The sequence below is a fragment of the Pseudomonas sp. C8002 genome, from assembly GCF_013385765.1.
Lineage (GTDB): Bacteria > Pseudomonadota > Gammaproteobacteria > Pseudomonadales > Pseudomonadaceae > Aquipseudomonas.
Map to the genome: position 1 here is coordinate 273,598 of NZ_JACAPJ010000008.1, position 18,700 is coordinate 292,297.

At 62.4% G+C, this 18,700-nt stretch carries 13 protein-coding genes; 2 read left to right on the forward strand and 11 right to left on the reverse strand.

Annotation, left to right across the window (positions count from 1 at the left end; all coding sequences use genetic code 11):
- Positions 1 to 91 precede the first annotated feature (91 nt).
- Positions 92 to 6,013, forward strand: coding sequence for a hypothetical protein (locus tag HX814_RS14975; protein WP_177008327.1), 5,922 nt, complete (start codon positions 92 to 94; stop codon positions 6,011 to 6,013).
- Here the strand turns inward: HX814_RS14975 and HX814_RS14980 are convergent.
- The 10 genes from HX814_RS14980 to HX814_RS15025 form a co-directional block, all read right to left on the reverse strand.
- Complete coding sequence (locus tag HX814_RS14980) at positions 6,010 to 7,020, reverse strand: iron ABC transporter permease (protein ID WP_003217368.1); 1,011 nt, start codon at positions 7,018 to 7,020, stop codon at positions 6,010 to 6,012. The two genes, HX814_RS14975 and HX814_RS14980, sit on opposite strands and share 4 nt — an antisense overlap.
- Positions 7,017 to 7,964 carry an ABC transporter substrate-binding protein gene (locus HX814_RS14985; protein ID WP_008439045.1) on the reverse strand — a complete coding sequence of 316 codons (948 nt, stop codon included), beginning with the start codon at positions 7,962 to 7,964 and terminating at the stop codon, positions 7,017 to 7,019. Before HX814_RS14985 ends, HX814_RS14980 begins: the two co-directional genes overlap by 4 nt.
- Complete coding sequence (locus HX814_RS14990) at positions 7,961 to 8,749, reverse strand: ABC transporter ATP-binding protein (protein ID WP_003217364.1); 789 nt, start codon at positions 8,747 to 8,749, stop codon at positions 7,961 to 7,963. The genes HX814_RS14985 and HX814_RS14990 overlap by 4 nt, the downstream gene beginning before the upstream one ends.
- A 139-nt stretch (positions 8,750 to 8,888) precedes the next feature.
- Positions 8,889 to 10,994, reverse strand: a complete 2,106-nt coding sequence (locus HX814_RS14995; protein WP_177008328.1) for a TonB-dependent siderophore receptor — start codon at positions 10,992 to 10,994, stop codon at positions 8,889 to 8,891.
- Positions 10,995 to 11,146: 152 nt separating this feature from the next.
- On the reverse strand, positions 11,147 to 12,529 hold the full coding sequence (locus HX814_RS15000; RefSeq protein ID WP_177008329.1) for a PepSY domain-containing protein: 1,383 nt from the start codon (positions 12,527 to 12,529) through the stop codon (positions 11,147 to 11,149).
- A gap of 116 nt (positions 12,530 to 12,645) precedes the next feature.
- Positions 12,646 to 14,718, reverse strand: a complete 2,073-nt coding sequence (locus HX814_RS15005; protein ID WP_177008330.1) for a TonB-dependent copper receptor — start codon at positions 14,716 to 14,718, stop codon at positions 12,646 to 12,648.
- Positions 14,719 to 14,811: 93 nt separating this feature from the next.
- Positions 14,812 to 15,237 (reverse strand): DUF2946 domain-containing protein, encoded by a 426-nt coding sequence (locus HX814_RS15010; RefSeq protein WP_166742140.1) that lies wholly within the window; start codon positions 15,235 to 15,237, stop codon positions 14,812 to 14,814.
- A gap of 10 nt (positions 15,238 to 15,247) precedes the next feature.
- Positions 15,248 to 15,730, reverse strand: coding sequence for a copper chaperone PCu(A)C (locus HX814_RS15015; RefSeq protein WP_177008331.1), 483 nt, complete (start codon positions 15,728 to 15,730; stop codon positions 15,248 to 15,250).
- Positions 15,731 to 15,776: 46 nt separating this feature from the next.
- Complete coding sequence (locus HX814_RS15020; RefSeq protein ID WP_177008332.1) at positions 15,777 to 16,172, reverse strand: DUF2946 domain-containing protein; 396 nt, start codon at positions 16,170 to 16,172, stop codon at positions 15,777 to 15,779.
- 135 nt (positions 16,173 to 16,307) lie between these two features.
- Positions 16,308 to 16,664: a DNA-binding protein gene (locus HX814_RS15025; protein WP_177008333.1), complete on the reverse strand. Its 357-nt coding sequence runs from the start codon at positions 16,662 to 16,664 to the stop codon at positions 16,308 to 16,310.
- Positions 16,665 to 17,116: 452 nt separating this feature from the next.
- Between HX814_RS15025 and HX814_RS15035 the strand changes: the two genes are divergently transcribed.
- A complete protein-coding gene (locus tag HX814_RS15035) occupies positions 17,117 to 17,368 on the forward strand; it encodes a DUF6124 family protein (RefSeq protein WP_087693137.1) in 252 nt (83 codons plus the stop codon).
- A 95-nt stretch (positions 17,369 to 17,463) separates the two neighbouring features.
- On the opposite strand, the gene HX814_RS15040 is transcribed toward HX814_RS15035, so the two are convergent.
- The gene (locus HX814_RS15040) at positions 17,464 to 18,594 is read right to left on the reverse strand and encodes a YhcG family protein (RefSeq protein ID WP_177008335.1); all 1,131 of its coding nucleotides are present in this window, start codon (positions 18,592 to 18,594) and stop codon (positions 17,464 to 17,466) included.
- Between the last annotated feature and the right edge of the window lie 106 nt (positions 18,595 to 18,700).

An 18,700-nucleotide genomic window follows, 5' to 3' on the forward strand; every position in this document is an offset into this window, starting at 1 on the left:
AGCCAAACCCTTGAAAGTGAAGCCTGCCTGGTGCCCCCGGCAACCCAGGGGCAGCGCCAGTTTTCTTAACTTCATTCAAGTGACGATGGACATGGACAGTACTCACATTCAAGACGATCAAGCGGCGAGCACACGCAGGCCGGTTCCCCATCTGGGGCCGGCATTCGTCACCGACCATGATGCCGCCCATTGGGCGCATCAACAGATCGGCAACCGGCGCGAGACGGTATTTGGCGGGCTGGTTTTCAAGCGTGATGACGGGATGTACCTGCCAAGCGTGCCGGTGGCCGGCACCGCCACTGCATTCGATTTCCAGAGCGACCTGCTCAAGGTCGATGCCAACAGGAATTTCCTGGCGTACGAGGGCCACAGCGTTCACGCCCTGTACAGTTCGCGCGGCGAGGATGGCACCCGACGCTCCGCGCAGATACAGCACTGGACAGGCGCGCAGCGCCGCCTGGATCGCAGCTTTTTCCCCATCAATATCCTGCGCATCATCATCCAGGTGCGCATGCTGTGCACCCGTTACTACCTGTCCGGGTTCTATGGCTCGCTCATCCAGTATGAAAGCAGCGGCTCTGCGACTGAGGCCAGCTTCTTGAACCAGTTGATGGCGGCCAAGCCTGCGGCCGATTTCGACGACTACATCGCCTTTATCAATGAGACGGCCAGGGCCGGCTACCTGCGGGTCATCGTTGCCAACGCCGAGCTGGGTGGAAAGCCTGGCCAACTGCTGGCGCCGTGGACCCTCAATCAAACCCTGTCGCAAATCGGGCAGGACGCACTGGCGCCTCTCGCCAGCCAAGTCAGCCGCCGGTGGCAGGACGCGGTGCGATCAGTCTTGCCGCCGCTGGGGTTTGCACGGCAGGAGAGTCTCTTTGGCTACCTGTACAAAAGCGCGTCGAACCAGTACGTGGCCGAATTTCCGTCGGATGAACTCAAGGCGGCGTTTGCGCTGACCAGTGGCAAGTTGTCACTGCCAAAAGTGCACAAGGCGGACAGTGAGTTTTTGACCTTCGGTATTTACTGCTCCCTATCACCGCAAGCGAAACCGACCGTGGCGAAAGAGTCGTGGCTGGCGGAAAACTTCTTCACGGCTTCCGCGTTGGCTGCCGTGGTGATGATGGCGGGGACCGACGACCTGGGCTTGCACTTTTACTTGCGCGCCAACGACGGCGCGCTGCTGATGTACCACTGCACCGGCTCGCAGGCGCAGTCCCAGCTGTTCGCCAATCGCGGCGCGGATCTCGACGGACGCTTGAAGGACGCTACCTTGAGCCCTTCCGAGTTTGTCCGGCAAGTGGCTGCCGTGGGCACGCTGACGGTGGTTGAGCCCGGACGGATATGGGACAAGGCCGGAGTGGTAGGAGCGCAATGGAGGGCCTTCGCGAAAGTCCATGCGTCGCTGAGCCCTGCCTTCGTCACTGCCGATGATGTCGCACGCTACCTGCATTACAAGGTGGGTTCACCCCACGGCTCTTTTCTCCAGGCTTACATCTTCAAGCGCAGCGATGGGCTGTTTGTGGCCTCCAGGCTGTCAGACCCTGACAGGTGGCTGTCGTTGTGGGGCGGGGCATTGCCCACCGACAACGCTCTGACGCGGGTCGAGCTTGAAGGGCACCAAATGGTTGGCGAGTTCAATCGACCTGTCTACGACCTGGCCGAGGTGCGTGCCAACTATCCTCAAAAAACCTCGCGACAGCTGGCGTTCCTGATCAGTACACCGTCGACTCAAGCAATCGACATGACGCTGGTTTTTTCCGATCAGATCAAGGTGCTTTACACCAGCGGAACAAACGGTACGTTGATCAAATACGCTGTCAGCGGCTCTCGGGCCGAGCGTGAATTCGGCGAGTACCTGGCACAAGTTGAACGCGATGGCCAGGGAGTGGCCCGCGTACAAGGTTTTGACGGCACGCGTGAAGGGTTGATCAAAGAGCTGGTAAAACTCGGTGAGTTGACGGTGCTGCTGGCGGATGAGACCTGGTACAACGTCCAGGGCCGGGTCCCGGCCACCTGGGAACCCGAAACGCCTTTCGCCGCAGCAGCCCCCATTGATACGCCGCTGAGCTGGGTTTTCACTGACCTGGCAACCGCCGCCCGTTATGCCCATGACCGCATGCAGGCAACGGCGGATGGCCGGCGAGTCGGTTGCATCCTCAAGCACTCGAGTGCAGAGCAGTATGTGGTCAGCGAGCCTTGCGCACCGATACCCGCCGGCGAAACCCTTTTCGTGTTGGCGAATGTTTTTGGCAATGCCAGCCTGCCGCCAGGCTTCGCCCTGCGTGGCTGGTACTGCCGCAGCGCACCGGACGCCACCGGCATCGGCGCCGAACCCTGGTTGTACGAGGGCTTTATCGACACCACGGATTTTGCCCAGGGGATTGCCGCGCTGCGCATCCACCCCGAGAGCAATCTGGCCTTCTACCTCAGCACGGCGGACGGCGCTCAACTGGCCTATGACGCTTCCGGCTCGGCCGAGGAAAGCCAGCTCTACCAGGTGCTGCCCGATGGCCGGGTGACGGACAACGGGCTGGGGGATGAACTGCGGGCCGCCACCGTGACGCCCCACGAGATGATCCAAAAGGTCGCCGCCGCCGGGGCGCTGTCGGTGTTGCAACCGGGCACGTTGTGGGATGTGGCGGGGCTGGTCGCCGACACCTGGCGACCTTACGCACTGGCACCCCGCCCGCAACTGAGCCGCGGGTTTCTCCAGGTAGAAGACGCGGCACGCTACGCCCACGGGCAAATCGGCAGCTGGCGTGAGGGCGAATACTGCGGCTATATCCTGCAGCGCCCGGACGGTCTCTACGTGGCCACTGAGCCATTGTCGGCCAGCGACGCCGGGCGCTTTGCCCTGGGCGTTGTCTACCCCCAGGACGTCAAGGGCCGCTCACTGCTCCCGCCCGGTCACATGCTGAAGGCCGTGTACGGTTCCAGCCGCGGGGTTTCGTTGCTGGAACCCGAGCGCCTGCAGCGCCCGGGCTGGTCGCGGGACGATGCCTGCCTGGAGGCGCAGATGTTCAGCGCCCTGGACGTGCACACGCTGATCCGCAATCGCCAACAGGTGTCCGTGGCCTACCTGTCGGGCGCCGAAGATTGTTTGCTGGCGTATGACCTGATCGACTCTGCCGCCCAGGCGAACCTGTTCAAGGCGCTCGACCCCTTGCCCCATCGCAGCCCAACGGCCCTCAACCTGGCCAGCGGCACGCTGACGGCGCGGGAGTGGATCAGCCAGGTGGCGGCGGCCGGCAGCGTGCGGGTGGTGCAGGCCAACCCGTTGTGGGGCGCGCCGGGGCTAATCGCCGAACACTGGCGGCCACGCCTGCCGATACCCCGGCGCGAACGTCCGGAGCAGATTGCCTATGGCCCGGTCTGCGCCAGTGCCGCTGACGCGGCTCGGGCACTGCACACGCGCCTGGACCATGAAGCACCGACGCAAACCGGTTTCGGTTTCATGCTCAAGCATCGCGATCAGGACGTCTTTGTCTGCTCCGAGCTTGTACCCGCCTGGGATAGGGCCGGGCTGTTCGCCTTGAGCGCCGTGTTTGCCGTGGATGACGAAGGCGAGTTCATTTACCCCGCGGGTTATCAACTGCACGCCTTGGTTTACCGGCGCAACTGGATGCCACAGGGGCTGACCACCGCCGAACACTGGCTGGCGCAGCATTTTATTTCGGCCGGGGATCTGGCCAGTGCCACCGTCGAGGCCAAGCGCCAACGGGAGACAGGCGCACTGACGGGCTTGCCGGTGTTTATCTCGACACTGGACCAGGCGCTGCTGCAGGTACAAACGCCGGTGGCATCGACGCTGTTCAACCCGGTCCGCCAGCCGTCGGGGGTCTATGAAGACGTGCAGACCTTGATGGCCAGCGGGCAGCTCTCGGCGGTCGGGTTTGTCAACGAAGTGGCGAAGTTGAGCTGGTTGAGCGTTTTGGTGCCGAGCGAATGCTGGGCGTTGGCGGGTAAACTGGATGTCAGCCAGGCCCCATGGACCGCCTTCGCCAACTTTATGCGTCGCCCATTGAGCCCGCTGTTCAGCAACCAGGCCGATGCGGTGCGTTACGCCCACCAACAGCTGGGCACACAGCGCGACACGCTGCAAGGCGGGCTGGTGTTGCAGCGCAACGGCAAGTTTGTCGCGACCCTGGCGGTGCCGGTGTTGAGTGAAGACTTCGACCCGAACGTCATCCTGCCGGGCCTGGACGTCAGCCAGGCGCTGCTGGCCCCTGGTTGGAAAATGGTCGCGCGCTACCGGTCACGTGTCGCCCGGGTGCTGGAGTTCTGGTTACCCTCTGAAGAAAACGCGGTGTATCAAAACCTGTTCTCGACCAAAGTACTGGAGACCGCCCTGAAGTCGGGTCACCTGTGGACCCACGAATACCTGCTGACGCCCGACGGCTCACTCATCGGCTTCAGTACCCAGGATGCCGAGCGCAGCTTGCTGGACTCAGGCCAGCGCAACGAAACGACGCAGTTGCTCAGCCACCTGGAAACCTCCCTGGCCCCCAACAGCCTGGCGTTGCACGACCCTTACAGCAATGCCATCGAGCAGCAGATGCGCAGTGGCCGCAAGAGCCCCACCGAGCTGGTCAATCAGCTGGCGCGGGTGGGGACTTTGCAAGTACTGGAGGGCGGCCCGTTGTGGGGCTCTGCCCAGCGTGTGCTGGCGGGCTGGATGCCCGGCCTGGCCTACGTTGCGCCGCAGGCGGCGGTCCATGCCGTGGCGGATCGGCAGCTGGGCCCGGTGTTCAAGCATGCCGACGACGCGGCACGCTATGGTCATCAATACGCCCAGGGGCGCGCCGATTTGAGCTTTGGCGTGATTCTCAAGTCCTCCGACAATGGGCATTTTGTCGCCTGCGCACCGGTCAAGGGCGACGACCTGGGCTTTGCCCTCGACCGGGCGTTCCTGCGCGGGCAGTTGCCGAGCGGGTACAGCCTGCAAGGCCTGTATCTGAGACTGCCGCAGCGTGCTGCGCCCGAGTTGCCCCAGGCCGAAGGCTACGCGCAACTGATGGCTCCGGCCGTGGTGCTGGCGGCGCTGAGCTTTTTGCGGGTGGCACAGAGTGAGCGGTTCCTGGCGTTGCATGTGTCGTGTGCCGACGGCTCACTGTTTCGGTACCAGGCGGTGAGGATCGACCCGGACTGGGATTCCAGCCGCCGGCAGGCGGCGTATCTGAAACACCTCAACAGTCGTGGCAGCATCGACAGCCATGTGTTGAAACTGGTGGAGTCCGGCGAGCTGCGGGTACTCGACAGCAGCCCGTTCTGGGATGCCTTGTTGCCCCGGATAAAGCGCCTGGCCACGACACTGGCAGTGCGCGATACCCGCATGGCCCTGGGCCCGTTGTGCGCCCACCCGGACGATGCCGCGCGCCAGGTATGGCAACAGGTTGTGCCGCTGGAGCACCAGGCGCGGCTGGGAGCGGTGCTGGGCAACGGCGACAGCGACACGTTCATCGCCGTGCAACCGGTGGCAGACCCGGGCCCCTCGGTGGCCGTGGGACTGCGGCCGGACACACCGGCCTACAAGGCATTGTTCGAAGGCATCATGAACCTCGGCTACCCCAGCACATCGACCCGCTACCCGGCGGGCTACAAGGTGATGGGCGTCCAGCAGTTGTTCAAGCTCGACACCGAGCGCCAGCATCTGGCGGATCGCTACGAAGAAGGCCTGGCCCACAACTTCATTGCCCAGAAGGAAATCCGCGGGTTCATCGAGATGCTGCGCCAGGACAAGATCGCGGGGGCGCGTTACTACTTCACCCCGGTGCACGGCGCGTTGATTGTGTATGAGCCCAGCTATCACGCGGACGAAAGCCAGTTGCTGCGCGATGACTGGATCGACGAAGACACGGGTGTGGTGAAGGTCAAGCCCAGCGAGGTGATCCGCCGGTTGGCGACCTCGGGCAAGCTGACCATCCTGGAAACCGATCGCTTCTGGCAACCCCGCAGCCAGGTGGCGCGGCGCTTGTTGCATGCATTCAAGCAGGCCGACCAGGGGGTTTAACGCCGCCGCATCAGCCCGATAAAAAACAACCCGCCAATGGCCGCCGTGGCCACGCCGATGGGCAGGTCTTCGGGGGCAATCATCGTGCGGGCCGCCACATCCACCCACACCAGGAACACACTGCCCAACAGCACGCACACCGGCAGCAAACGCCGGTGTTCGGCACCTACAAGGCGCCGGGCAATGTGCGGCACCATCAGCCCGACAAAGCCGATGGAGCCGCTGATGGACACCAGCACGCCGGTCATCAGCGAGGCGATCAGGAACACCTTGAGCCGCACATTGCGCGCGTTCAGGCCCAGGGTCACGGCGGTCTGTTCGCCGGCCATCAGCGCGTTCAACGGGCGAGCCATCCCCAGCAGCAACACCAGCCCCAGCAACACGGTGGCGAAGGGAATGGCCAGCAGTTCCCAGCGCGCCAACCCGAGGCCGCCGAGCATCCAGAACATCACCGCCGAGGCGGCGCGATGGTCGCCCATGAACAGCAGCAAATTCGCCACCGCCATCATCACGAACGACACCGCCACCCCGCACAGCAGCAGGCGGTCGCTCTCCAGCCGACCGTTGCGACTGGCCACCGCCAGCACCACGATCATGCTCAGCAACGCACCGATGAACGCCGCGATGGGCAGGGTCAGCAAGCCGATCACTTCACCCACATGCAGCACCACGATCACCGCACCGAGGGTGGCGCCGGAAGTCACGCCCAGCAGGTGCGGATCCGCCAGCGGGTTGCGCGTTACCGCCTGCAACACCGCGCCGATCAACGCCAGCCCGGCGCCCACCAGGGCACCGAGCAACATGCGCGGCACGCGGATCAGCCACACGATATGTTCCTGCCCCGCGCTCCAGTCCACCTCGCCAACGCCGAAGGCTTTATGCAGCAGGATCCGCCACACCACGTCCACCGGTACCCGCGCCGAGCCGAACCCCAGCGAGACCACACATGAGATCAGCAACAACGCGCCGAGGGCACTCAGCAGCAGGGCATAGCGACGGGTGATCATTCGCCGTGAAACCCCTTGGCCAGGGTTTCAACCGCCAGCACGTTGTCGATGCCCGGCGTGGCTTGCACGTAGGGGATCACGATAAAGCGCTGGTTCTTGATCGCGTCCACCGATTGCAGCGCCGGGTTGTTCAGCAGGAACTGCTCTTTTTGCTCGGCGGTGATTTCGCTGTAGTCGACGATCACGATGACCTGCGGGTTGCGCTCCACCACGGTTTCCCAGTTGACCCGGGTCCAGCTGGCGTCCACGTCATCGAGAATGTTGCGCCCACCGGCGGCGTCGATCAGCGCCTGGGGCATGCCCAGGCGGCCGGAGGTCATGGCGCGGTCTTCGCCGCTGTCGTAGAGGAACACGCGGGGCTTGTCGGCCGGCAGGTTTTCCTGCACTTGGGCGACCTGTGCCTGCATCTGTGCGATCAAGGCATTCGCGCGGTCCTGCACATCGAAGATCTTGCCCAGGTTGCGCAGGTCGTTATAGGTGTCTTCCAGGGTGGCCGCCGGGCGCTTCATCACGAAGGCGCAGGACTCGGTCAGCTCGTAGACGTTGATGCCCAACGGTTGCAGGGTTTGCGGGGTGAGGTCGCCACCGACGCGCATGCCGTAGTCCCAGCCGGCGAAGAAAAAGTCGACGTTGGCATTGAGCAGGGTTTCCACCGACGGGTATTTGCTCGCCAGTTCCGGCAGGCCGTCGAGAATCTGCGCCATTTCCGGGGTGACCGACTTCCAGCCGGTCACGCCGCTGTAGCCGGCCATGTGCGACTTGAGGCCCAGGGCAAGCATCATCTGGGTCATGTTGATGTCGTGGCTGACCGCGTGTTTTGGTGCCTCGGCGAAGGTCACTTCGCGGTTGCAGCTCTGGATTTTCAGCGGGTAATGGGTCGCTTCGGCGAACGCCTGGGAAGTGCCGAGCAGCAACGCGAGAGACAGCAGGGAGCGCAGGATCATGGTTGGGTTATCCAGGTGATTCGGGGGTAGCCGGACAAGGGGTGAGTGTCGATCAATGCTTCAACGCCGAACACTTCGCGCAGCAATTCGGCGGTCAGCACTTCGTGAGGTGTGCCGCTGGCGACGATGCGCCCGTGGTTGATCACGTACAGCCGATCACAGAACGCGGCGGCCAGGTTCAGGTCGTGAATGCTGGCCAGGGTGCCGATGTTCAGGCGCTTGACCAGTTGCAGCAATTGCAGCTGGTAGCGCGGGTCGAGGTGGTTGGTCGGTTCGTCGAGGATCAGCAGTTGCGGTTGCTGGGCCAGGGCGCGGGCGAGGATCACCCGCTGTTTTTCTCCGCCCGAGAGGGTGGCGAAGGCGTGGTCTTCAAAGCCCAGCAGGCCGACGTTATCGAGGGCCTGGCGGATCAGGTTCTGGTCTTCAAGCGTATCGCTGTCGAACAGGCCCTTGTGCGGTGTGCGGCCCATGGCGACCACTTCATCCACCCGCAGGCCGAAGGCGTCGGGAAACTCCTGGAGCACCACGGCAATGCGTTGCGCGCACCACTTCGAGGATTGCTTCCAGACGTTCTGGTGTTCCAGCAGCACCTCACCGTCAGCCGGTTTGCTGAACCGATAGGCGCAGCGCAGCAGGCTGGTCTTGCCGCTGCCGTTGGGCCCGATCAGCCCGACGAACTCACCGGCGTTCACGTGCAGGCTGGCGTCACGCAGTTGGAACTGGTGATGACAGTGCTCGTGGCCTGGTGGGGTCCAGGCGAGGGCGGTGAGGTTGAGTGAGGTCATCTTTACTCTCAGGTCCAACACAGGACAAATGTGGGAGCGGGCTTGCTCGCGAAAGCGGTGGATCAGTAACAGATACAGTGCCTGACACACCGCATTCGCGAGCAAGCCCGCTCCCACATTTGGACAGTGTTGCGTTCAGTTAGAAGGTGTAGTCCGCCGTCACGAAGAACGAGCGCGGCTCGCCCAGGATCCATTGCTGGCCGTCGTTGTATTGGCTGACGGCGTAAGTGCGGTCGAACAGGTTATTCAATTGCAGGCCCAATGTCGTGTTGCGCATGGCTTTCCATGAAACGCTGGCGTCGACCACGGTGTAGCTCGGCACTTCGCTGGTGTTGGCGGTGTTGGCGAAACGCGAGTCTACATAACGCACACCCGCACCGGCACGCACGTCGTCAGTGATGGCCTTGCTCAGCCACAGGTTGGCGGTGCGGCGCGGCACGTCGGTGGGGCGGTTGCCGTCGCGGGACACGGTCTGGCCGTTGACCACTTCGGAGAAGTCGTCGTACTGCGCCCGCACGATCGCAGCGTTGGCTTGCAGTTGCCAGGCATTGGGCAGTTGCAGGTCGAGGCTGGCTTCCAGGCCGTTGGAGGATTGCTGGCCGACTTGTTCCTTGAGGGTGGTGCCTGGAACGCTCACCAACAGTTTCTTTTTGACGATGTGGTAGGCCGCCAGGGTCCATTCACCACGGGAATCCCAGAACGCCTGCTTGAGGCCGATCTCGGTTTGCTTGGCGGTGGACAGGCCGAACTGCTGCTGGCTCGGGCTCAGGGTGATCAGGCTGCCAACGCCGTCAGTGCTGGTGGCGTATTGGCCGTAGACCGAGGTGTCCGGGGTGATCGCGTAGACCAGGCCGGCTTTCCAGTTGTTGCCGGTAAAGGTCTTGTTGGAGTCGCTGCCATCCACCAGGGAGTCACTGTCGATGTGCAGGTAATCGCGGCGCACGCCGGTGATCAGCGACAGTTTATCGGTCAGTTGCAGGCGGTTTTCGGCGAACGCAGCCAGCTGTTTGGTGGTGCTGACGGACTGCGGAATGAAGGGGCTGGCGCTTTCAAACGGCTGCGGTACCGGGTGGTTGATGTCCACCGGTTGGCCGGCGTTCGTCAGGTCATCGAACGGCGAGTTGCTGGCCAGGCGGAAGCGAATGCGGTTGTACTCCACCCCCGTCACCGTCTGGCTGTCGAGGCCGAACAGCGTGTGTTTGAAGGTGAAGGTCTGGCGGTCACCCACCTGTTCCTGGTTGTGCTTGATGCCCAGGTAGCTCTGGCGCACCAGGCCGCCGTCGACGTAGTTGTAGCTCTCGGCGTTCTGCCAGCGCCGCTGGTTTTTCAGGTAGGACAGTTCATTGGTGGCGGTGACGTTGTCGTTGATCTGCCACTCGCTGGTCAGGCGCGTCCACTGGTCGTTGTAGTGCTGGATATCGTTGCTGACGTTGTAGTTCTTGTCCCGCAGGCCCTTGTGCAACTGGCCGTTGATCAGCGGTGTGCCGTAGTCGTTTTGCGGGGTCTGGTCGCCGTAGTCGGAGGCCAGGGTGAAGCTCAGGTTATCCGCCGCCTGCCAGCGCAGGGCACCGCTGACGAAGTCGCTGCCGGACTCGCCGCGGTCGATGAAACCGTTGCTGCGCAGGCGGTTGATGTTCAGGCGATAGCTCAGGGTGTCGGTCAGCGAGCCGCCGCTGTCGAGGGCTTGCTGCTGGCGGTCATAAGAACCGTAGCCCAGGCGGATATGGTTTTCGATCTCGCCCTCGAAGGGTTTCTTCGCGATGGTGTTGATCACCGCGCCGGTGGCGCCCTGGCCGTACATCACCGAGGCCGGGCCGCGCAGTACGTCCACCCGCTCAACGGACCAGGTGTCCACCGGGAAGGTGGAAGTGCCCGCGCCATCGAACATGCGCGCGCCGTCGTACAACTGCAGCACCGAGCTCTGGCCGGTGAACCCGCGTGCCGACAACGAGGTGCCGCCGTCGCCCGGCGTGCCGGTGCGGCTGATGCCGGTGGCGCGGGAAATCGCGTCCTGCACCGTGGCATCGCCCCGGGCGCGAATCTGCTCGCCGGTCTGGCTTTCAACGCTGCCCGGCGTTTGCAGGGCCGTGAGGTTCAGGCGTGAACCTGCCGTGGTCGGGGTGTTCAGGTCGACGCGCTCGTCGTCGACGGCGGGGGCTGAGACGGCACTGGCGGGAAGCGTCAGGGCCTGGGCAGTGTTTTGCAGGGCAAGCAGGCACAGGCCGGACGCAAGGTACTTGTTCATCGGACGATAAATCGCTTCTTCGAGACGGTACTCGCCGCAGGGCGCGGCGAGTGGGAGAACACATTAAGTGTTACAACATAACACTTTGTGCGGCGTGGGCGAAAGCCCGCGTAAGACTACATAACGCCTCTAGGTAGGGCATCTCGTCTGTTTCACGCTGAACCTGAGGCAGATTCACGTTGGCCAAACCACCGTGAAAGCACCAGGCGATCCAGTGCCCAGACCACGATCAGCGAGGCGCCCACCAGCGGAAAGACAATCGCCAGCCCGAGCATGATCACCATCGCGGTTTTCCATTTCGGCAGGTCATGGCGCAACGGTGGAACCCCCAGGCTGCCCTGCGGCCGACGCTTCCACCAGATCACCACACCGCTGACGGCGCTGAGCAGGATCATCAGGCAAATCAGCAGCACGATGATCTGATTGACCACGCCAAACATCTTGCCTTCGTGCAGCATCACGCCCGATTCGGTAACCCGCGCCACGCTGTTGTAGTGCTCCCAGCGCACATCGGCCAGGACCTTGCCGGTGTATTGGTCCACATGCAGGGTGGCGTCATTGCGCGGGTCGTTGGCGAACACCGCGAGGGTGAACACGCCTTCGGCAGTGGTGGGGAAGGTGATGCTGTAGCCGGGCTCGACCTTGCGTGAGTTGGCGAGGTCGACCACCTGCTGCAGGCGGATGACCGGGGCGGCGGGGCCATGGCTCATGCCGGCGTGGTTCATGTGCTCGGCATGCTCGCCAGACATCGGCATCGGCGTGTTTTCCATGGCCCACGGCACGGTCTGTTGGCTCGCGGTGTTGAGGCTGCGGGCCTGCTGGTCGGACTGCGGCACGTTGTTCCACATGGCCGCCGGGAATTTATTCCACAGCTCGGCGTATTGCTTGCCCCAGAAGCCGGTCCAGGTCATGCCGCTGAGCAGCATCACCAGCAGGAACGCCGCGCCCCAGAAACCGGCAACCGCGTGCAGATCGCGCCAGAACAAGCGGCCGCGACTGCCCAGCCGCGGCCACAGAATGCCCGCCGCCGACTTGCCTCGCGGCCACCACAGATACACGCCCGAAATCACCAGCATCACGCCCCAGCCGGCGGCCAGTTCCACCAGGCGATCACCGACGGTGCCGATCATCAACTCGCCATGCAGCGCGCGGGCGATGGCTTGCAGGTTGTACTTGGCGTCCTGTTCGCCGAGCACGGTGCCGCGATACGGGTCGACGAATACCGTCACTTCGCGCCCGTCGTTGTGCATCACGAATTGCGCGCTGCTGGTGGCGTCGGCAGGTGGCAGGTACTTGCTGATCTTGCCTTGTGGATAGGCAGCCTGGGCACGTTGCAGTTGCTCGTCGGCACTCAGCGCGTGTTCGGCGCTTTGCACGGTCAGCAGGTTGCCGTACATCAGCGGGTCGAGTTGGGGTTTGAACAGGTAGATGATACCGGTCAGGGCCAGCAGCACCATGAACGGCGCGACAAACAGCCCGGCGTAGAAATGCCAGCGCCAGGCCAGGTTGTAGAAGGAAATCTTCGGTGGGTTCATCAGGGTGCTCCGCAAAGGCTTGGATTTTTTGTGTTATCGAGGACGCCATCGCGGGCAAGCCCGCTCCCACAAGGGAATGCATTGCAACTGTGGGAGCTGGCTTGCCTGCGATGCGCTTAGAAGCTCATGTCCACCTTGGTCCAGAGCGTGCGCCCCGGTTCCTTGATGGCTTGCGGGTCATTGGCCGGGTAGCCGAACCCGGCGTTGCCGGCCAGGTTCAGGTGCTCGGCGTACGCCTTGCCGAACAGGTTGTCGACGCCGGTGCTGACCTTGAAATTCTTGTTGATGCGATACGCCGCGTTCAGCGAGAACACGCCAAACCCCGAGCTTTTGTCGAAGTCCTTGCCCACCACGTTGCCCTTGTTCTGGTCGATGCGGTTTTGCGCCGCGACCACCCGCCACAAGGCGCCGGCGCTCCAGTCGTCCTGGCTGTAGGTGAGCCCGAAGCGCGCATCCAGCGGTGGGATCTGCGGCAGCGGTTTGCCGTCGCTGGTGTTCTTGCCCCAGGCGTAGGCGAAGGTGGTATCGGCCTTCCAGTTGGCGGTCAGCTTGTAGGCTGCGCCCAATTCACCGCCCATGATTCGCGCGTCCACATTGCGCGCCTGGGAGGTGGTGCCCATCATTCCCGGCTGGTAGTCGAACAGGATGAAATCACGCACCTGGCCGACGTAGCCCGAGGCCCAGGCGTCGAGATCGGCGGATTTGTATTGCAGGCCAAAATCCAGCTGGGTGGTTTTTTCAGGCTTCACACCGTCGAAGGCATTCACGGAACCGACCGACCCGGTGTCGGGAGAAAACAGCTCCCAGTAATCAGGGAAACGCTCCGAATGCCCAAGCCCTGCGTACAGGGTGGCAGGGCTGTCCGCCAGATCGTGCTCGTAGCGCACAAAGCCCGACGGCAGCGTATCGGCGCGGGTTTTACCGGCGGTGGGGTTGGGGCTGCTCATCATCCCGGAGCTGATGGTTTGCCGGAAATCCTTGGCCGAGGCGCGGTCGACGCGGGCGCCGGTGATCAGGCGGTCGCGGTCGGCGGCATACCAGGTCAGTTCGCCGAACACCCCGTAGTTGTGGAAGTTGGCGTCCTTGCTGCGGGGCAGGTCCTTGTAGGTGTCGACGCCCATGGCGCTGCGTTCGCGGTGTTCGTTGGTTTGTGCATCAATGCCGCTGATCAACTGCACATCGGCCCAGCGCCAGGTGGCCTTGATACGGGCGCCGAGGGTGCGGCGGTCGACGTTGGCCGCCATGGGACCGGCCATCATCCCGGTGCCCGACGGGACGCGCAGGGTGTAGTTGTCCATCACGTGGTCGGCGTAGTTGTAGTAGACCTGCGCTTCGACCTTATCCAGCACCTCGCCGATGTTCGACTTCTCGAAGCGCAATCCGAGGCTCTCGCGCAAAAACTGCGAACCGTCCATGCCACGCCCGGCGTAGCGGGCTTCGCCATCGCCACGGCCGGCGGTGAGTTCCAGCAGGGTGTCGGCGTCCGGGGTCCAGCCCACGGCCACGTCGCCGTTCCACTTGTCGTAGCGCGAGGCGACGGTGTCGTTGTTGCCGTCCTTGTAGTCATCGGCGTGGGCCTGGTTGCCGATCACCCGCACATAACCCAGCGGCCCGCCGGCTGCTGCGTCGACGACTTTGTCGAAACGCCCGTTGGAGCCCGCCAGGATGCTGGCGTTGACCCGCGTGCCCAGCTCGCCGAATTGCTCGGGCTCGCGCTCGAACAGGACCGTGCCGGCTGAAGCGCCCGGGCCCCAGAGCACGGTTTGCGGGCCTTTGATCACGGTGAGCTTGTCGTAGGTTTCCGGTGAGATATAGGAGGTGGGCGCGTCCATGCGACCGGGGCAGGCGCCGAGCATCATGCTGCCGTTGGTGAGGATGTTCAGGCGTGAGCCGAACATGCCCCGCAGCACCGGGTCGCCGTTGGTGCCGCCGTTGCGCACCAGGGCGAAGCCGGGGATGGTCTTGAGGTAGTCGCCGCCATCGCTGGCGGGCACTGGTTGGCGCGGGTCTTTCGGGTTGGTGACGACGGTCAGTGGTGAGCTGGGGGCAATGGCGGTGATCACCGTCGGGCTCAGTTCGTTCTGGTCGACAGGCTCGTCGGCGTGGACCTGAGGAACCAGCAGCGCGCCACACAGAACGGCGAAAACGGGAGTACATCCCAAACGGGTGTCAGCAGAAAACCTGGACATGAAAAATTCCATCATTCATTCGTAAACAACACGGCCAGCAGCCTGCGGCTGTCTGTCTAAAGTCGGCCGGGGTGAAGTAACGGTGTGAAGTGCTTACGCGATGATGGGCGGGGCGCGGCTGCGGGCACCGGGGAACACGGTTTGCCGGGCATGGCCCAGGCGTGGGGCGGGGGTCAGGGCGTTGGCGGGCGGCGGGCTGCCGAGGGTGACAAACGACACGCTGCCAGGCAGCGCCGGGCAACTGAAGAGCAGGCTGCAATAGCCGCACTTTTCCCAGAGCACGTGGTGTTCGTCGGGTGCTTTGTGGTGATCGGTCGCAGGCTTGGCGTCGCCATGGCAGCTCGGCGCGTCCATGGACATTTCCATCGACATGCCGGCGTGATGATCCATCGGCATCGCTTGGGAAATCAGCGGACCGATAAAGATCATCAGCATGGCGAACAGGCTGATCCAGCTGCCGCGCATAAGGCCTACAGGCTTACGGCGGTGCGGGGACAACCTGGCGCGTGGGGCGCCCATCAAGGTTTATCTATTGGGCGTGCATGTGTTCGTGGCTGGCCATGGGCGGCTGCTTCTGCACTGACACTTCCACCTTCACTGGCCCGGCCTTTTCAAAGTTCAGGGTCAGCGGAAAATGCTGGCCGTCGCGCAAAATGCTGCGGTCCTTCAGGTCCAGCAGCATCACGTGGTAGGCCATGGGCGCGAACGTCAGGTCACCTTTGGCCGGCACCGCGACGCTGGTCACTTGCTGCATCTTCATCAGATCGCCCTGCATCACATGCTCATGCAGTTCGGCCTTGGCGGCCACGGGCGTGTCGACGCTGAGCAAGCGATCCGCATGCTCGCCCTGGTTATGAATCACGAAATACGCCGCGACGGTCGGCGCATTGGGCGGCAGTTCCTGGGACCAGGGTTCGCTGACCACCAGTTCGCCGACCTTGAAGTCTTCGGCATTGGCAGCAGTACACACCGGCAGCAACAACGCAGCCAGAAGCAGGGAAGATTTGAGCATGGCAGTTCTCCAGAACGGTTCTAAACGCAGTTCACTTGCGAAGAAATCAGACCGTTGGAGAGGCGCGGGGGTTAAGGCTCGGCCATTGCTGGCGCGGGGTGGGGGATTGCAATGACGGCGGCGGCAGGTCTTGCGCCGCGTCGAATCGTGCGAAATACAGTGTTGGTGAATGCCCCGGCAGCGCCACTAATGGCGCCGAGCCCGAGCAGCACCAGCAATGCTGCATGGTGGAGTGATCGTCCTGCTGCGGCGCCGGAATCTCCAGCTTGCCCAGGGCAATGGCCGTCAGCTTGTTGGCATTGGAGGAGCAGAAACTGCCCCACAGCAGTTGCTTGACCGGGTCATCCGCCTGCTGCATCGCACCCGCCAGCGGCATGGCAAACGCATTGAACAGCACTGCAAGGCAGGCTATCCAGGCAATTGCAAAGCGTTGACGGGCCATGGCGGACAATCCGTAGGGTTAAGCGATCAGGTGGGTATTTAGCCTGATCGGGGAGGATAAGTAAAAAGGGGCGGTGTGGTTTGGTGTCGCAGTGCTGGGTTTGAGGATAGACGGGAACTGAGGGATTGTATTCGGCTATTGCCTGGTATTCAGCCTGCGGGTTGCTCGGGCAATGGTCTCTCGCGCTGTGCTGACCAATGAGCCATCGCCTGGGTCTTCTTCGATGCAGGCTTCCAGATAAGCGTCGATCTCTTCTTGTGTGCGTAGATGGTTGGCAGCATCGAAGCGCGTGAACTGTGTCTTTGTGTCAGGCAGGCATTGGGCTTTTTCCAGCCATTGGTTTAATCGTGCTGCGACGTCGGGCTCATCTGATTTCAATGCGTCCGCTTCAAGGCCAAGCGCGTGCGCAAGCTCGGAATTCGCGATTATGTGTTCGATAATCGTATGTTCAGCAGGTCGAGTTAAGCGTCGGGGACGGGATTTTTCAGTCATGCGATGAACCTCATGTTTAGCGTCGGTGGACGAAATGTTGAAGATCATCGCCAAGGGAATACTTACTCTGGTAGTCAGCGGGTTCTGGTGTCTGTGTAGGCAGCTTCTCATTGGGCCTCCATGCAACCTGGATACGGGAATGCTCCACAGAAATTTTCGACAGTGATTTGAGGTTGTCCCTAGGAAACTCAATCTCTAGTCTCCGAACACCACTGCAAACTCAGTGGTCGGGCGTCGCGGCCCGGATTTCTTCAGACGCAAAAGCGTCATCCTGTCCTTTCAGTTGGCGCTTTTTTATCGTCTACTGTGCGGCGCTATGGTGGCTGTGCGCGGGATACCTTCGGGTATGCCGGTGTTCTGGAGAGCCGGTCCGCGAACCCGCGTTCAGCTACCACCCCCATCGCATCGCGGCGATCAGTGGTAGCTCCTTTGTACTTCTCCGGAGCTTCACAATGATTAAACCTACCCCCAATCCCCCTTTTCGGCTGTTCACCGTAGCCGATGGAATCAGCACCGAAGACCTGTTGGTCAACCTCATTGAAACACTCGCCTCGGCCAATGCGCTGAGTTGCGACTTGGCGTTTAGCCTGGAAGGATCGAAGCGAGAGGAGTTGTTGGGCGTCGCTCAGTTGATCGAGCTGGCGGAGTTACTGGCTGATCGGGTGCACGATGCAGCCGGACAGACGGCTGCCGCGAGGAGCTAACAGCCTGATAAGTGATCGTTCCTGCGCTGGGCGGAACGATCACTGTTTACTGCGTTATCGCTACCGCGAGCGAGATAGCAGCAACGCGCAGGGTTTCATGCATCGCCTCCCTTCTTTCTCCGTCTTGGTTTAGGCTGGACCGATCCCTGCGCATCAATGTCAAAGGCTTCTGAAGAGGGTAAAGCGGTCTGCGCGCTACGTTCACGTGCCAGTTCCACGGCGCGATGCAACTGCACCTGCAAAGTCTTTAAATCGGGGATGTGGGCAAGATATTCGGCCACGTGGATGTTGGCTGCACCCAAGTCCAGCAGTTCCACCTGCTCGGAATCGCGGGCAGCGCACAGAATCAGGCCGATGGGTGCTTCCTCGCCTGCCGCGCGGTCGTGTTTGTCTAGCCAGCGCAGGTAAAGCTCCATCTGCCCCTTGTGTGCGGGTTTGAATTTCTCCAGTTTCAACTCCACCGCTACCAGCCGTTTTAGGTGACGGTGGTAGAACAGCAAGTCGAGATAGAAATCATCCGAGCCGACGCTGATACGCTTCTGCCGTGCCACGAAGGTAAAACCCACTCCCAGCTCCAGCAGGAAGCGCTCCATCTCGCGCAAGATGGCGTCTTCCAGATCGCGCTCGCTGTAATCGTGAGGCAAACCCAGAAAGTCGAGCATGTACGGGTCGCGGAATACGAGATCGGGAGTCATCTGTCCACCTGTACGCAGGTGGTTTATTTCAGCCTTCACCACGACTTCGGGTTTCTTGGCTATGGCCGTACGCAGATACAACTGACTGGCGATGCGCTCGCGCAAGGTGCGTACGCTCCAGCGTTCCACGCGGCACAGCTCGGCATAATACTCACGTTCCAGCGGCTGTTTGAGCGGCAGGACTTCGATGAAGTGGCTCCAGCTCAATGCCTGCGATAGCGTCGAAACCATATCCTCATCGGGGAACACCTCGGCGAACTGCACCATGCGGCGCAGGCTACGTGCGCCGAACGCCTGACCGTACTCTGCCACCAATTGTGTCGACAGCGTCGACACAATTTGCTCGCCATATTCTGCACGCTCGTTTTTCAGTACTTCACGCTGGACGCACAGCCCGACATGCCAGTACAGCATCGTCTGTGTGGCATTAGCGGTCCGTGCGACATGCTGGCGGGCAGATTCGATCAGGCTACGCAGTTCGGTCAGCAGGACGTCGGCCTGTTGGGGCGTGGTGAGTTTACGTGTCGCCATCGCTTCAACTCTTCATCCAGGAATACGTTTATTGGTCAGTTACGGTTGTCTTGCGTTGCTTTGAGTTGTCAGAGCCAATGGCAATCCAGGCGGAGGCGATCCATCT

Bases quoted from the DNA above. Each gene is read 5' to 3' on its own strand.
- HX814_RS15015 (WP_177008331.1), bottom strand. From the start codon at position 15,730: ATGCTCAAATCTTCCCTGCTTCTGGCTGCGTTGTTGCTGCCGGTGTGT.
- HX814_RS14975 (WP_177008327.1), top strand. From the start codon at position 92: ATGGACAGTACTCACATTCAAGACGATCAAGCGGCGAGCACACGCAGG.
- HX814_RS15025 (WP_177008333.1), bottom strand. From the start codon at position 16,664: ATGACTGAAAAATCCCGTCCCCGACGCTTAACTCGACCTGCTGAACAT.
- HX814_RS14980 (WP_003217368.1), bottom strand. From the start codon at position 7,020: ATGATCACCCGTCGCTATGCCCTGCTGCTGAGTGCCCTCGGCGCGTTG.
- HX814_RS15000 (WP_177008329.1), bottom strand. From the start codon at position 12,529: ATGAACCCACCGAAGATTTCCTTCTACAACCTGGCCTGGCGCTGGCAT.
- HX814_RS14985 (WP_008439045.1), bottom strand. From the start codon at position 7,964: ATGATCCTGCGCTCCCTGCTGTCTCTCGCGTTGCTGCTCGGCACTTCC.
- HX814_RS15010 (WP_166742140.1), bottom strand. From the start codon at position 15,237: ATGGGCGCCCCACGCGCCAGGTTGTCCCCGCACCGCCGTAAGCCTGTA.
- HX814_RS15005 (WP_177008330.1), bottom strand. From the start codon at position 14,718: ATGTCCAGGTTTTCTGCTGACACCCGTTTGGGATGTACTCCCGTTTTC.
- HX814_RS15040 (WP_177008335.1), bottom strand. From the start codon at position 18,594: ATGGCGACACGTAAACTCACCACGCCCCAACAGGCCGACGTCCTGCTG.
- HX814_RS15035 (WP_087693137.1), top strand. From the start codon at position 17,117: ATGATTAAACCTACCCCCAATCCCCCTTTTCGGCTGTTCACCGTAGCC.
- HX814_RS14990 (WP_003217364.1), bottom strand. From the start codon at position 8,749: ATGACCTCACTCAACCTCACCGCCCTCGCCTGGACCCCACCAGGCCAC.
- HX814_RS14995 (WP_177008328.1), bottom strand. From the start codon at position 10,994: ATGAACAAGTACCTTGCGTCCGGCCTGTGCCTGCTTGCCCTGCAAAAC.
- HX814_RS15020 (WP_177008332.1), bottom strand. From the start codon at position 16,172: ATGGCCCGTCAACGCTTTGCAATTGCCTGGATAGCCTGCCTTGCAGTG.